Raw genomic sequence first — 13,732 nt, 5'->3', positions numbered from 1 at the left:
GCGTCCCACCGGCGCCGGCCGCCCACAACCTCGCCCGTTTAGCGCAGGCTCAGGATGACGGTCTTCAGCTCGGTAAAGGTCTCCATCGGGTAGCGGCCCCCGACGCGTCCGATGCCGGATCGAGAGCCGGCGCGGCCGCCGAAGGGCAGGTGGCTCTCCCAGTGGTTGGAGGAGGCGTTGACGTTTACCCAGCCGGTCCGCACCGACTCTGCGAAGCGCAGTCCCCGGGCGAGGTCTCCGGTCCAGACGGCGGTGAGCAGGCCGTAGGGCGAGGAGTTGATCGTCCGTAGCGCCTCGGCCTCGTCCCGAATCGCCGTGACGGGGACGATAGGCCCGAAGGTCTCCTCGCGCGCGACCTCCATCTCCTCCGTCACCCCGCCGAGCACCGTGGGCTCGTAGTAGAGACGCGTCGGGAAGCCGCCGGCCCGGGAGCCGCCGCGCAGGAGCTCCGCCCCACGGTCGAGGGCGTCGGCCACGTGGCGGTCCATCTTGCTCGCGGTCGTCTCGTTGTTCAGCGGCCCCATCGTCGTCTCCGGGGAGAAGGGATCGCCGAGCCGGAGCCCCCGTCCTATCGCGGCTTCGAGCCGAGCCAGGAAGCCGTCGTAGACCCTCTCGTGGACGAGGAAGCGCTCCCCGGCGGTGCAGCTCTGGCCCGCGCACAGAAAGGCCGAGGCCAGCGTCGCCTCAGCCGCAGCGTCGAGGTCCGCGTCTTCCAGGATCACCATAGGCCCGTTGCCGCCCATCTCCAGGAGGGTCGCCTTCCCGGCGGCGCGCTCGGCGACCCTCCGGCCGGTCGCGGTCGAGCCGACGAAGCCGATCGCCTGCGTTCCGGGGCTCGCGGCTATCTCGTCCCCGACCTCGGAGCCGGGCCCGGTGATCATGTTGAAGACCCCGGGCGGCAGCTCGGCATCGGCGATGCATTCGGCCAGCCCGACGGCGCAGATCGAGGTCGAGGAGGCCGGCGACCAGACCACGGCGTTGCCGGAGGCGAGGGCCGGGGCGAGCAGCTCGGCCGGCATGGTGTAGGGCCAGTTCCAGGGTGTTATGACGCCGACCACCCCGCGCGGGACGCGGTGGAGGAACACGCGTTTCGTGGCGTCCACGGAGGGCGGCATCGAGCCGTCGAGGCGCGTGGCGTCCGCGGCCGCCATGCGGAAGTACACGACGAGCTCGTCGACCTCGTCGTAGGCCTCGGCGTGGAGCGGCTTGCCCTGATCCAGGGTGAGCGTGTACGCGAGGTGGTCGCGGCGCTCCTCGATGAGGTCGGCCACGCGGTCCATCGCGGCGGCGCGCTCGAAGGCGGAGCGTGCCGCCCAGGCGGGCCAGGCGTCGTTCGCGGCGAGGATCGCGCGGCGGGCGTCCTCGCGGGTGCCCTCGGGGACGGTGCCGATGGGCTCCCCCGTCGCCGGGCTCGTCGCCTCCAGGCGCCTCGCCGAGGCGCCCGGGGTCCAGTCGCCGGCGACGTACATCCGGTGGTCTTGCGTCCGCGTTATCATCGCTCACCCCTCGCGAAGGCGTTCCTGTAGATCTCCTCGTACTCTTCCACGCCGACCTCGCGCGGGTTCCCGACGGTCTGCGGGTCCTCGTAGGCGATGCGGGCGAGCAGCGGGATCTCCTCCTCCGAGAAGCCGAGCTCCCGCATCGTCGGTATCCCGACGTCTTCGGTCAGGCGGTACAGCTCCTCTATACCGGCCGCTGCCGCCTCCATCGGCGGCAGCCCGAAGACGTCGGCACCGAGGGCCTGGGCGACGCGGGCGTAGCGCTCGGGGGCGGCGGGGACGTTGTACTCGCAGACCGGCCCGAGGACGCGGGCTGTCAGGGCGCCGTGCGGACAATCGTGGACGCCGCCGGCGGACTGGCTCATGGCGTGGGCCGCGCCCGCGCTCTCGGTGCCGTAGGCGAGGCCGCCGAGCGTCGCCGCATGCGCCATGTGCGTGCGGGCCTCGAGGTCGGCGCCGTCCCCGCAGGCGGTCCTGAGCCAGCGGGCGGCGAGCTCTATCGCGGCGAGGGCGACGGCGTCGTTGAACGGCTGGTGGTAGTCGCAGGTGTAGCACTCGATCCCGTGCGAGAGGGCGTCCATCCCGGTTGCGGCCGTGATCGTGGGCGGCAGCCCGGTCATGAGGGAGGGGTCCACGAGGGCGACGCTTGCCCCGATCAGCAGCGTGCCCCCGACGTTGAACTTGATCTTCCGCTCGTGGTCGGCGATCACGGCCCACAGCGTGACCTCGCTCCCGGTCCCGGCGGTGGTCGGCACGGCGACGAGCGGCGGTATGCGCCTCGTGATCGGGGTCCTACCGTACTCGTACTCGGAGATGGAGCCTCCGTGCGTGACCTCGACGCCCACGCCCTTCGCGGTGTCGATGGAGCTGCCGCCGCCCAGGGCCACGAGCCCGTCGCAGCCTTCTTCGTTGTAAAGCGCGCTCGCCCGCCCGATGAGCCCTACGTCCGGGTTCGGGTACACGCCGTCGAAGGGGACGGCGCCTTCGAGGTGCTTTAGCGCCTCATCGGCGATCCCAGCGGCGGAGACGCCCCCGTCGGTGACCAGAAACGGCCTGCGTATCCCCAACTCCCTCGCGAGCTCGCCCAGACGGGAGAGCGCGCCCGGCCCGTGTACCATGCGGGTCGGCACCTCGACGGTGCGGACAACCTCGACCTCGACGCTCATCGCATTGCCTCCTTCAGATAGCCGCTCACGCCACCGTGCTGGCCGGCCCTTTACGCTCCGACCGGAGCCACTTATCGAGCGCAGCTCGCCTCGGTGTGAGGTATTCCTCGGGCGTCCCGCACCTCTCGAGAAACGAGATCGCGGCCTCGCACATCGCCCTGCTCTCGGCGACGTGCTCCTCCCAGACGTTCACTTCTTCGCCGGGGTCTACCGTCAGGTCGTAGAGCTCCGGCATCTCCGACGGCCCGCCGAGGATGAGGGAGCGGTCCCTCGTGGACACGGTGAGCGGCATATAGCTGGAGATGCGCCGCGGCCGCGAGTCGACGGCCGTGGTGATCTCGCCCTCCGCGAAGTACAGCGGCCAGGAGCTTATGACGAACGGGCGGTGCTCGTCCCTCACCCCCCCGAGGACCTCCAGCAACGACTCCCCCTGCATGCTCGCCGGGCGCTCGACGCCGGCCAGCTCGAGGATCGTGGGCGCGAGGTCCGGCGCGGTGGTGAGCGCCGTCCTGCGCCCCGGCTCCAGCCCGGGACCGCGCACCATGAGGGGGACCCTCGTGAGCTCCCGGTGCAGCGGCGACCACCCGATCGTCAGGAGCCACGACTCGGGCAGCCAGGCCGGCAGCATCGAACCCTCCTTGACGGTGGCCCCGGCGTCGTGGAACCACTCGGCCTTGCCGAAGTAGCCGTGCTCGCCGAAGTAGAACCCGTGGTCGGAGGTGAAGACGACGATGGTGTTCTCCCGGAGCCCGAGCACGTCAAGCTTGGCGAGCAGGCGCCCGACCCAGAAGTCGACCATCGTGACCTCGCCGCAGTACAAAGCGTGCGCCAGGGCCATGTCGTCCGGGGTGAGCCCAGCCTCCTCCCACTTGCTGTAGACGGGGTAGAGCTCCCTTCCTGCGTACTGCGGCCGGTACCTGGCCGTGTAGTACGCGGGCGCGTCCCACGGCTCGTGCGGGTCCCACGTGTCCACGTACAGGAAGAACGGCTCCTCGTAGTGCCTCTCCAGCCAGCGCTCCGCTGCGTCCACCGTGCGCGCCACGAGCCGGTCGGCCTCGTGCCTCCACGTCGCGCGGTAGTCGGAGCGCTCCCGGGGCCTGGTGTCGTCGCCCTGGCCCCTGACCCAGACGAAGTCGTCGAAGCCCCGGTCGTACCCGAAGCCGCCGCGAACGAAGAACGGGGTGTCCACGATCCCATCGTCAGGTACCCGGCCTGCGACAAGAGCCCGGGAGCGTCGGAAGGTCCCTCGGCAGGGGCTGCCACCCCATGAAGGTGTACGAGAAGGTCCCCGTCAGGATGTCCGCGCGGGCGGGCATCGTGGGGAAGGAAGAGATCAGGTGCCCGTCGAAGACTACCGACGAGCGCGCGAAGGCGTCGAGGTGGGGCGTGTGGATGTTGCGGTTGCCGTATGCGCCGAGATGGTCGCGCCGGAACGTGTCCGAGACGATGACCAGGATGTTCGGGCGATCTGACATACGATCCTCCTGCACCGGACGTATGGTTTGTAGAGTCGACCCCCCTTCTTGCTACGGACGGAGACGCGGCGGCGCGCGGCGGCCCGCGCGATACTGGCCTCCCCCCTCCTGACCGTCCATCCTGTGCAGATCCTCGTCCGACCACGGGTTCATCCGGTGCGCCGGCTTCTCCGCAGCGAAGAGCCTCGAAGCCAGGCTCCTGCCCGGCATGCAACCCATGCGCACCGCCGGCGCCAACGACCGGCCGAGAAAGACCGCCGGCCCGCGATACCCGCCGGAAGAGGCCGTACCCCAGCGCACCGGTCCCCCCATACGACCGGCGCCGCCCGTAAACACCTCTGGCCTCTCACGTTGCGTCATAAAGAACATTCACCTCATTACAGAACATATACCACGTTTGTTACTAGCGGGCAATGAGGGAGTCGAGGCTGCGTGACGCAGGGCTTTGTCTGCCGAGCTACCTCGCCGCCGGAGCGGAGATCGCGACCGTCTGGGAGTCACCACAACCTCGTGCCCCCGCTCCGGGAGATGGGGTTGCGGGAGGGCATCACGCTCACCGGCCGCTACGGGTCCCCGACCGGGGAGCCCTACGAGACCCCCCTGGACGGCGAACCCGCTGCTCCTCCCGGGGAACCTCTACGCCCCGCGGGAATCGAGCACGACGGAACAAGCGAGCCCCTCTCCCGCCGGCCCCGGTCGACGGGGGAGCATCCCTGACCGGCCAAGCGCCCGCAAAAGGCTCTCGCCGGTGTTCTCGGGCCGGGATGAACCTTCGGGCGCGACGATCGAGGCACGTCCGTCTCGCGCAGCGGTGGGTTCCGCCGCTGCGGGGGGCTGCTATTCGGGTCTAGCGCTCGGCAGCAGCACCTCGGAGGATTTTGCGTCCAGGAGGCCGAGCGGCGTGAGGCGCAGGGCGGGCAGGAAGTCGCAGGTCAGGAACAGGAGGGTGTAGAGGATGTCGTGGTGCCGGTAGCCCGCTTCGTTGACGGCTCGGGTGAGGCTCCGGTTCAGCTCGACCACCTCGTCGAAGGGGCGCCCGGACATCATGCCGGTGATGGGGAGGGCGATCTCGTACGTCACCTCCCCGCCCTTCACGATCGCTATACCCCGCCGAGCTCTCTCACCCGCCGGGCCGCCCGGGCCATCGCGTCCGGGTCCCTTCCGAGGACGAGGGTCTGGGTGGTCGTGTTGTAGGTGCTCGCGAGACCTTCGAGGTCGTCCGCGAGGCCGGAGACGAGGGCGCGGGAGATCCAGGCCCCCTCCCGGTCCACGAGCGCGGCGTGCAGCAGGCCCGGCCGCCCGTCGAGCGCTACGCGCCCGCCCTTCACCCCAACGCGCGCCTCCCTCCTCTCGGAGATCACCGCCGTCTTGAGGTGCAGGACCGGGACCTCGGCCTCCTCTCCGGCGGCTCTTTGCGGGTAGAGCGCGGGGTCCGCGAGGTCGGGGCCCCGGTCGAAGCGCGGCCGGCTCCCGTAGCGCGACCAGTCGAGGCGCGGCAGCGGGGCGGTGAGCTTGCCCCGTTCGGCGACGACGCGGCCCCTGGTGATGACCGTCTCGGGGCGGAAGGAGACGAGGTCCGGCAGGAGCAGGAGGTCGGCGCGCCGGCCGATGCCTATGCCGCCCACCTGTCCGTCGATCCTGAACAGCGTGGCCGGGTTGATCGTTACGGTCTGGAGCGCCTGTACGGGTGGGACGCCGCTCTCGACGGCTATGCGGAGCAGGCCGTCCACGAGCCCGTTCTCGGCGACAAACTCGGGGGAGGGGCCGTCCGTGCTCATCATGAGCCGCTGCGTGCTGACGCCGTCCTCGGTCACGGCGCGCAGCAGCTCCGGCAGGTCGGGGCGGAGCGAGCTGTTCCGGAGCATCGTCCACACCCCGAGCCTGAGGCGGTTCAGGACCTCGGTCTTCGAGATCGCCTCGTGGTCCGCGTCGATGCCCGCCGCGACGACCGGCTGCAGGCGCGCCTCCGAGGCGCCCCCGGTGTGGCCGTCCACGATCTTACCGAGCGCCTTGGCGGCGCGGATGCCGGCCAAGAGGTTGGGATCTCCGGCCGCGAGGGCGGGCCAGCGCGTCACCTCGGCCGTGCCGGCGACGTCGTCGCGCCGGAGGAGGGGCTCGACCTTCTCGAGGGCGAACATCTCGTCCTCGCCGGGGAACTTCGCCTGGGAGGTGAGGCGCGCCATCCACAGGTAGGAGAGCGGCAGCTCCTCGAGGTCCTCGATCATGGCCCGGAAGCCGTCCGGCCCCATCTGCATGTAGAAGAAGAGGTTGTCGGCGAAGATCGTGGTCGTGCCCAGGGGGAGGACGCCCTCGACGAGGCTCACGGGGTTGTAGAGGACCCAGGGGTGGAAGTGCGCCTCGACGTAGCCGGGCGCCACGACCATCCCGTCCGCCTCGACCACCCGCGTCTCGGGCCCTATGGCCCCCTCGCCCTCCCCCACGTACGCTATGCGCCCGCCGGTGACGGCGACGTTCCCCGGGTGCAGCTCGCCCGAGTAGACGTTCGCTATCGTGCCGCCGCGCACGAAAAGCTCCGCCGGGCGCTCGCCGCGAGCCGTCTCTATGACCTTCGCGTGCTCCTCGGGGCTGGGCTGCATGCTCAGATTCTCCAGGGCTTCGGGCACGATGAGGTTCGTGCGCCGTCTTTTATAGGGAAATCCGCCACGGCACCTTCGGCGCCACGCGCCGATCCTACAAAAGAGCCGCCCCGGGGGTGATTCACGGCTTCTTCCCCTCGTTCCCGCCGAGCACCTTGGCGAGCGCCACCCCGACGACGAGCGCCCAGAAGGTCGAGTTTATGCCGAGGATGCTCAGGCCCGAGGCCCCGACGAGCAGGGCCACGCCCGCCGCGAGGGCGTGCCTCTCGCCCCCGACGGAGAGCCTCAGAGATTGCAGGATCACCGGCAGGAGCGTGAGCCCCGCGACGCCGGCGATGAGGGCGGCGGGCAGCGCGCCGATAAGCGAGATCACGGTGGCCCCCGCGAGCCCGAAGGCGACGAACAACACCCCTTGCGTCACCGTGGCGACGTAGCGCCCCTCCACGTCCGGGTGCGCCTCGGGCCCCGCGCAGACCGCCGTCATCGGGGCGGCGATGTTCACCCCGTTGCCGACGAGGGGCGCGGTCAGGATCGAACCTATCCCGCTGAAGATCGTGACGGCGTTCGTCGGCGGCGCGTACCCATTTGCCCTGAGTATCCCGACCCCGGGCGCGTTCTGCGTCGCGACGGCGAGCAGCGTGAGCGGCACGGCGACGGAGACGACCGCGCCCCAATCGAAGGAAGGCGGGATCAGGACCGGCCGAGAGAGCGCGAGCTCGAGCTCCGCCACCTCGACCCGGCCGCTCGCCCCCGCCACGGCGAACCCGGCGACGAGGGCGAGGAGGGCGGGCGGGACCGCGCGCACGAAGCGGACGCCGAGGAGGTAGGCCGCGACCATCGAGCCGATCAGGAGCGGCTGCGACGGGAGCAGGGCGAAGACCTCGATCCCGAACGGCAGGAGTATCCCCGCGAGCGCCCCCATGAGGACCTCGTTGGGCACGCGCTCCATCACCGCGTCGAAGAGGCCGGTCACACCGAGCAGGGTGACGAGCACGCCGGAGACCAGGAACGCCCCCACCGCCTCCGCGATGCTGTACTCGCCGAGCACCGTGACCAGCAGGGCGCTACCCGCGATCGGGTAGGCCCCGCAGATGGGCTCGCGGTACAGAACCGTCAAGAGCAGGCTCAACAGCCCGCCACCGACAAAGATCGCGAGAAACCAGGAGGAGATCACCGCCTCCGGATACCCGCGCCCGAGGCCGCCTGATACACCAGCAGCGCCGGCCCCGTCGACCCGAGAAGCGCCGCCACGAAACCGGCCCCGAGCGTGGACGCGGTCGTATACCGCGGCAGGTCCCGCAGGTTGCGTGCGACGTCCCCGGGCGGTTCGGGACCGGTCAGGCGCAGGGGCAAGCTACCTTCCCGGGTCGCCGCGACGCGAGCCTGCGGAAAACGACCGGCGCGACACCGAGGACGAGGGCCGGAGTGACCGAAGCGAAGCAGCACACGGTCGCCTCATCAAACCGCCGTACCACGCCCTGTCGCTCACGAGCCAATCCTCCCGGCTTGCTGCCGCTTGCCCCGCCGAGGCGCCAAGCCTCGAACCGGCCTCATTATTGACCGATCGGACAACTCCGGGCAACGGCTACGAGGCCGGGCGGAGCGCAGGCGCCGGGTGTGGGACGCGAGGGCATGGCGAAGCCGGCATCGGTCGGTGTGTGGCGCCACGGGCAAGCGCCCTGAGGGAAGGCCTCTACGCGCTAGACGCCGGCGGTAAGGTAGGCAAGGACGGAGCGTTTGCAGACCTCGCGGTACTCCGCGTGGGTGTTCTCCCAGTCCTTCTCCTGGATCCACTGCGTGAACAGCCCGTCCACGAGGGCGCGGACCACCGTTGCCGCCTCGCGCGCGTCCGTCCCGTTGAAGACCCCTTCTTCCTGCCCGGCGCGCACGACCTCGGCGTAGAGGCCGTTGCAGATCTCGTGAAAGGTCGCGCCGACGTCGGCGAAGCGGTCGTTGCGGGCCGCGTAGCCGAGAAAGTCGAAGAAGACCAGGTAGAAGCGGCGGTTGGACTCCGCGTTCACGAAGATCGCGTCGATCATCGCCGAGACCTTCGACTCGGCGCTCTCGGCGCGCGAGATCGCCTCGCGGATGCGCTGGGCGACGCGCGCGAGCACCCAGCGCATGGTGAGGAGGATCAGGTTCTCCTTGGACTCGAAGTAGTACGGGAGGATGGCCTTGCTCACCCCCGCGTCGTCCGCGACGTCCTGCAACGAGAGGTGTCCCAGCCCCTTCTCACCCATGACCTTGTACGCGCTCCTGATGAGGCGCGCCTGCTTCGGCGCGAGGGAGTCGCCGTCCCGGTCTGAGATCTGTATAAGGGTGTCGGGCTGGGACACGCTATGCGCTCCTTACGTTGCTCGTAGAAGATCGGGGGAGGGGTGGAGCCCTCCCCCAGGAACCGCTCTTGAAACTATTTTACATGCCGGAGCAAGATGCTACGTTTGCTTGGCGAACTCCGGCTTGCGCTTCTCCATGAAGGCCCCTATGCCCTCCTTCGACTCCTCGCTGCTGAACAACGGCTCGACCAGTTCGCGCTCGATCCCGAGCCCCTCCGCCAGCGGCTTGTCCATCCCGCGGTGGACGGCGAGCTTTATGGAGCCGATCGCCTGCGCCGCCCCGTCCGCGAGCCCCTGGGCGTACTTCAGCGTCTCCTCCTCCAACGAACCGGCCGGGAACAGCCGGTCGAGGATGCCGAGCTCGTGTGCCTCCGGGGGCGAGAGCCTGCGGCCCGTGATCATGAGGTCCAGCGCCTTGGGCGCCCCGATGAGGCGCGGAAGCCGCTGCGTGCCGCCGTTGCCCGGCAGGAGCCCCAGCGTCGCCTCCGGGAGCCCGAGGTAGTACTCGCCCTCCGCGCCGAAGCGTAAGTCGCACGCGAGCGCCATCTCCAGGCCGCCGCCCAGGGCCGTCGCGCCGATCTGGGCGATAAAGACCTTCGGGAGCTCGGCTATGCGCGCGAGGTTCTCGTGGGCGAGCCGGATCATGTCCATGTTCTCTTCGGGCGGGTTCTGGTTGAACGCCTTGATGTCCGCGCCCGCGCTGAAGAACCGCTCCGAGGCGCTCCTGAGGATGACCGCGCGGGCTCCGGCGTCCGAGGCCGCCTCGTTGACGCTCTCGCCCAGCTCCTCCATAAAGGAGTAGTCGTAGCTGTTCGCCGGGGGCTTGTTCAGGGTCACGTACCCTACGTTGCCTTCCCTGCCGTACTCTACCGCCATGCTCTCTCCCCTCCCTTACTGTAGGCCCGAGCCCTCTTCTTCCACGACGTCGAGGTCGCCGACCGCGACGGACTTCGCCTCGAGGTACGACTCCAGGGCCTCCGGTCCGTGCTCGCGGCCGATGCCGGAGTCCTTTATGCCCCCGAACGGCAGCTCGTCGTAGCCGAAGTGGAGCTGGTTCACCCACGTCATCCCCGACTCGATCTCCTGCGCGGCCTTATTGATGTACCTGACGTTGTACGTCCAGATCGAAGAACCGAGCCCGTAGCTCGTGTCGTTCGCGAGTCCGATGGCCTCGTTGATGCTCTTGACCTTGAAGACCGGCAACAGCGGCCCGAACGTCTCCTCGCGTGTCACCCGGCTGTCGTGGGGCGCGTTCTCCAGGATCGCCGGGGCGAAGAAGTACCCGCCGCCCCCGTTCGTCTCGCCCTGGTACGCGACGCTCGCCCCGCCCTTCACCGCGTCGTCGAGCTGCTCCTGGAGGGCGTCGCGGTGGCGGGCGGCGTTCAGGGGGCCCATCCGAATCTTCGGCTTCTCCGCCTTCTCCATCCCGTCCCCGACCTCGTAGCGCGAGACCCTCTTTATGAGGCTCTCCATAAACTGGTCGTAGACCTCCTCGAAGACGTAGACCCGCTTGGCCGCGAGGCACGCCTGGCCCGCGTTGAAGAACCGGCCGACGTTGATCCCCTTCACAGCGTTCTCGACGTTCGCGTCCGGGCAGACGATCACGGGGTCCGAGCCGCCGAGCTCCGCCGAGACCCGCTTGAACTGCGGAGCCGCGATCTCCATGACCCTCCGGCCCACGGCCGTGCTCCCCGTGAACGCTACCCGGCGCACGTCCGGGTGCCCCACGAGCGCCTCCCCGACCTCCTTGCCCGGGCCGGTCACGACGTTCAGCACGCCCGCCGGAAGCTCCGCCTCCTGCATGAGCTCCGCGATCCTCAAGGTCGCCAGCGGCGTCGTGTCGGCCGGCTTCACGACGATCGTGTTGCCGGCGGCGAGCGCCGGTCCGACCTTCGTCCCCATGAGCGTAAGGGGGAAGTTGTACGGGACGATCGCGGCGCAGACGCCGATCGGGCGCTTGATGACCATGCCGTAGCTCGTCCCGAACGTGGACGGCAGCGGGGCGTAGGAGCCCCGGATCTTGCTGGCCAGGTCCGCGTAGAAGTTCATCCCGTGCAGGAAGTGATGGAGCTCGCCCATCGCCTCCATCATCGGCTTGCCCTGCTCCTGCACGAGGAGCTTCGCGATCTCCTTGGAGTTCTCTTGTATCTTCGCCACCCCGGCGCGCATGATCTGGGCCCGCTCGTCCGGGTCGGTCTTCGACCAGGGGCCAAACGCCGCCTTCGCCGCCTCGACCGCCGCGTCCACATCCTCCGCGCCCGACTTGGGCACGGAATCGAACTGCTCCCCCGTCGCCGGGTTGACGACCGGCATCTCCTCGCCGGACTTCGCTCCTACCCTCTCCCCGTTTATCAACGCCTGAGTCATGCTTAAGCTTCTCCCTTCCCGCTCTCACCCATGGAATACTCCGGCCTGCCCATGTACTTTAGCCGCAGCGATTGGTACTCGCGCGCGGCGGTCTGTACCCACTCCGAGGAACTCCCCCCGAGCTCCTTCTTCACCTGCGCCGGTACCCCCGCCGCGAGGACCTCCGGCGGGATCTCGCCGCCCTCCCTCACCACGCTCCCCGCCGCCAGCATCGCCCCCTTCCCGACGCGCGCCCGGTTGAGCACGATGCTCCCCATCCCGATCAGGGCCCCATCCCCGACCGTGCAACCCTCCAGCATCGAGAGGTGCCCGACCGTGACGTTGGCCCCTATGACCGTCGGCTGGTCCTCCGCCGTGTGCAGCACGGAGTTGTCCTGCACGGTGCTCCCGGCCCCTACCACGATCCGGTTGAAGTCGCCCCTCAGGACGGCCCCGAACCAGACGCTCGCCCCCTCCTCGACGACCACGTCCCCGACAAGGACCGCGGTCGGGGCGACGAAGGCGTCGGGGGCGACCCGGGGCTCCTTCCCCTCGAAAGCAAGAAAATGCGCCAAACCCTACCTTCCCTCGAAGAGGGGCGCGCGCCGCTCGCGGGTGGCCCGCACGCCTTCCTTGTGGTCTTCGGTCCCTACGAGCGAGCTCTGCGCGAGGCTCTCCGCGAAGAGCCCGCTCTCCAGGTCCACGCTCGCCGAGAGGTGAAGGAGGCGCTTGGCGAGCCCGTAGGCCTGCGGCGCCCGCCTCAGGATGTGTCCCAGGCGCTCCCTCGCTTCGTCGAGCAGCCGTCCGTGCGGGACCACGCGCGTGACGAGCCCGTGCCGGAACGCCTCGGACGCGTCCAGATCCTCGCCGCCGAGCACGATGTCGCGTGCCCTGGCAAGCCCGACGAGCTTGACGAGCCGCGACGTCCCGCCGTGGCTCGGTATTAGCCCGATCATGCCCTCCCTGAACAAAAAACGCGCGTTCTCGGAGGCGATCCGAAGGTCGCAAGAGAGCGCGAGCTGCGTCCCGGCCCCGGTCGCGAGCCCGTTGACGGCCGCGACCACCGGCTTCTCCAACCTCTCCACGGCGGAGATGAGCCGCGTCAACTCGTGGCTCTGCGCCCGAAACTCGGCGGGGTCCCAGTCCTTCTCGAACCTGGAGAGGTCGCCGCCCGCAGAGAACGCCTCGCCGCTCCCGGTGAGGATCACGCCGCGCACCCCACGGTCTACCGCCGCCTCCTGGAGGACGGCGAGCAGTTCGCCCTGCAGCCCTTCGTCCAGGGCGTTCCGTTTCTCGGGGCGGTCGAACTCCACGAGGAGCGCGCCGCCCTCCTCCGGCGTGACGCTCAGGCCCGAGGGCTCGGTCATCGTTTGATGACTTCGAACGGGCTGTTGCACTCCCGGCACATGAACGAGTAGACCATGAGGTGCGGGCCGTATTCGGAGATCTTTTCGACGTCCTCCCCGTCGCACCAGGGGCAGATGAGCGGCCCGTCTACGCCGTTGCCTTCGACCTCTCCAGACGGCGCTGCAGCTGGTTCCATTCGTTCCATGGCAGGTCTCCGTACTCCCATCGTCCCTCGCTCTCGTCTCGCTCCACCGGGATCTCCACGCCGCAGCCCTTGAGGAGCGGCACGATCCGGTCGAGGTACCTCTGGCGCATCTCCTCGTTGCTCATGCTCGCCAGCCCCTCGGCCCTCAGGGCCTCGATGCCTTCCTCGCCCTCGGGCCCGAACCAGCACAGCATCTCCGGGAACAGGTCGTTCACCCGCTCCTGGAGCAGTGCGCGGCCCCGCTCCTCGTAGGCGATCTGGCGCACGAGGCTCTCGGCGTAGGCGGAGGTGAGCTTCTCCTCGTCGAGGATGCGGTGCGCCCTCCTGGCGAGCGCCTCGTACCTGGAGTTCTCGACGGACTCGAGCACGACGTTCACCGCGGGCCCCACGAGCGCGAGCGCCGCGACGACGTTCGACCAGCTCGGCAGCGGGTCGTCGAGGAAGCTGACCGAGTAGCGCCGCGCCCGGTCCACCTCGCCCTGCAAGCCCGTCGGCGGGTTCGGCCACGGGAGCTCCTCCAGGAGCGGGTAGATCGCACGGGAGTGCCCCAGCTTGTCCTGCGTGATCGCCGCGCACGCCGCCGTCGACTCCAGCAGCGGTCCTGCGTCGGCCCACTCGGAGACGCGGCGGCCGAGAAAGTACTCGTTGTCGCCTATGACCGCGATGACGTTGACCAGCGCCGCCAGAGCGTCGTCGCTCTCGACGAGAAACTCGTTCTCGGCGCCGCGTCCCGGCGCCACCTTATCCGTGCCTTCCGGACG

Annotated in this window: 12 protein-coding genes and 1 pseudogene; all 13 read right to left on the bottom strand. The window is 69.6% G+C overall.

Annotated features, from left to right (window positions below; all coding sequences use genetic code 11):
* Positions 1-38 precede the first annotated feature (38 nt).
* Positions 39-1,496, bottom strand: a complete 1,458-nt coding sequence (locus GBA65_RS10040; RefSeq protein WP_228281823.1) for an aldehyde dehydrogenase family protein — start codon at positions 1,494-1,496, stop codon at positions 39-41.
* On the bottom strand, positions 1,493-2,665 hold the full coding sequence (locus GBA65_RS10035) for an iron-containing alcohol dehydrogenase (RefSeq protein WP_166396446.1): 1,173 nt from the start codon (positions 2,663-2,665) through the stop codon (positions 1,493-1,495). Before GBA65_RS10035 ends, GBA65_RS10040 begins: the two co-directional genes overlap by 4 nt.
* Before the next feature lie 25 nt (positions 2,666-2,690).
* Positions 2,691-3,854 carry a sulfatase gene (locus GBA65_RS10030; protein WP_166396445.1) on the bottom strand — a complete coding sequence of 388 codons (1,164 nt, stop codon included), beginning with the start codon at positions 3,852-3,854 and terminating at the stop codon, positions 2,691-2,693.
* Positions 3,855-3,864: 10 nt separating this feature from the next.
* Positions 3,865-4,140, bottom strand: coding sequence for a sulfatase-like hydrolase/transferase (locus GBA65_RS25160; RefSeq protein WP_166396444.1), 276 nt, complete (start codon positions 4,138-4,140; stop codon positions 3,865-3,867).
* 837 nt (positions 4,141-4,977) lie between these two features.
* Positions 4,978-6,524, bottom strand: a pseudogene (locus GBA65_RS10020) (adenine deaminase C-terminal domain-containing protein).
* Positions 6,525-6,858: 334 nt separating this feature from the next.
* Positions 6,859-7,911 (bottom strand): benzoate/H(+) symporter BenE family transporter, encoded by a 1,053-nt coding sequence (locus tag GBA65_RS10015; protein ID WP_166396443.1) that lies wholly within the window; start codon positions 7,909-7,911, stop codon positions 6,859-6,861.
* A 526-nt stretch (positions 7,912-8,437) separates the two neighbouring features.
* The gene (locus GBA65_RS10010; RefSeq protein WP_166396442.1) at positions 8,438-9,073 is read right to left on the bottom strand and encodes a TetR/AcrR family transcriptional regulator; all 636 of its coding nucleotides are present in this window, start codon (positions 9,071-9,073) and stop codon (positions 8,438-8,440) included.
* Between the two features lie 99 nt (positions 9,074-9,172).
* Complete coding sequence (locus GBA65_RS10005; RefSeq protein ID WP_166396441.1) at positions 9,173-9,949, bottom strand: enoyl-CoA hydratase/isomerase family protein; 777 nt, start codon at positions 9,947-9,949, stop codon at positions 9,173-9,175.
* A 15-nt stretch (positions 9,950-9,964) separates the two neighbouring features.
* The gene (locus GBA65_RS10000) at positions 9,965-11,440 is read right to left on the bottom strand and encodes an aldehyde dehydrogenase family protein (RefSeq protein ID WP_166396440.1); all 1,476 of its coding nucleotides are present in this window, start codon (positions 11,438-11,440) and stop codon (positions 9,965-9,967) included.
* Positions 11,441-11,442: 2 nt separating this feature from the next.
* A complete protein-coding gene (locus GBA65_RS09995; RefSeq protein WP_166396439.1) occupies positions 11,443-11,994 on the bottom strand; it encodes a gamma carbonic anhydrase family protein in 552 nt (183 codons plus the stop codon).
* A 3-nt stretch (positions 11,995-11,997) separates the two neighbouring features.
* The gene (locus tag GBA65_RS09990) at positions 11,998-12,786 is read right to left on the bottom strand and encodes an enoyl-CoA hydratase/isomerase family protein (RefSeq protein WP_166396438.1); all 789 of its coding nucleotides are present in this window, start codon (positions 12,784-12,786) and stop codon (positions 11,998-12,000) included.
* Positions 12,783-12,962: a PaaD-like zinc ribbon domain-containing protein gene (locus tag GBA65_RS27015; RefSeq protein ID WP_456115080.1), complete on the bottom strand. Its 180-nt coding sequence runs from the start codon at positions 12,960-12,962 to the stop codon at positions 12,783-12,785. The genes GBA65_RS09990 and GBA65_RS27015 overlap by 4 nt, the downstream gene beginning before the upstream one ends.
* Entirely contained in the window at positions 12,914-13,711 is a 798-nt protein-coding gene (locus GBA65_RS09985) for a Phenylacetic acid catabolic protein (protein WP_228281820.1), read from the bottom strand. The genes GBA65_RS27015 and GBA65_RS09985 overlap by 49 nt, the downstream gene beginning before the upstream one ends.
* Positions 13,712-13,732 lie beyond the last annotated feature (21 nt).

It is taken from the genome of Rubrobacter marinus (assembly GCF_011492965.1).
Taxonomy (GTDB): domain Bacteria; phylum Actinomycetota; class Rubrobacteria; order Rubrobacterales; family Rubrobacteraceae; genus Rubrobacter_F; species Rubrobacter_F marinus.
This window is presented reverse-complemented; position numbering and strand designations above follow the sequence as displayed.

Bases quoted from the DNA above. Each gene is read 5' to 3' on its own strand.
- GBA65_RS10040 (WP_228281823.1), bottom strand. From the start codon at position 1,496: ATGATAACGCGGACGCAAGACCACCGGATGTACGTCGCCGGCGACTGG.
- GBA65_RS10035 (WP_166396446.1), bottom strand. From the start codon at position 2,665: ATGAGCGTCGAGGTCGAGGTTGTCCGCACCGTCGAGGTGCCGACCCGC.
- GBA65_RS25160 (WP_166396444.1), bottom strand. From the start codon at position 4,140: ATGTCAGATCGCCCGAACATCCTGGTCATCGTCTCGGACACGTTCCGG.
- GBA65_RS10005 (WP_166396441.1), bottom strand. From the start codon at position 9,949: ATGGCGGTAGAGTACGGCAGGGAAGGCAACGTAGGGTACGTGACCCTG.
- GBA65_RS10000 (WP_166396440.1), bottom strand. From the start codon at position 11,440: ATGACTCAGGCGTTGATAAACGGGGAGAGGGTAGGAGCGAAGTCCGGC.
- GBA65_RS09990 (WP_166396438.1), bottom strand. From the start codon at position 12,786: ATGACCGAGCCCTCGGGCCTGAGCGTCACGCCGGAGGAGGGCGGCGCG.
- GBA65_RS27015 (WP_456115080.1), bottom strand. From the start codon at position 12,962: ATGGAACCAGCTGCAGCGCCGTCTGGAGAGGTCGAAGGCAACGGCGTA.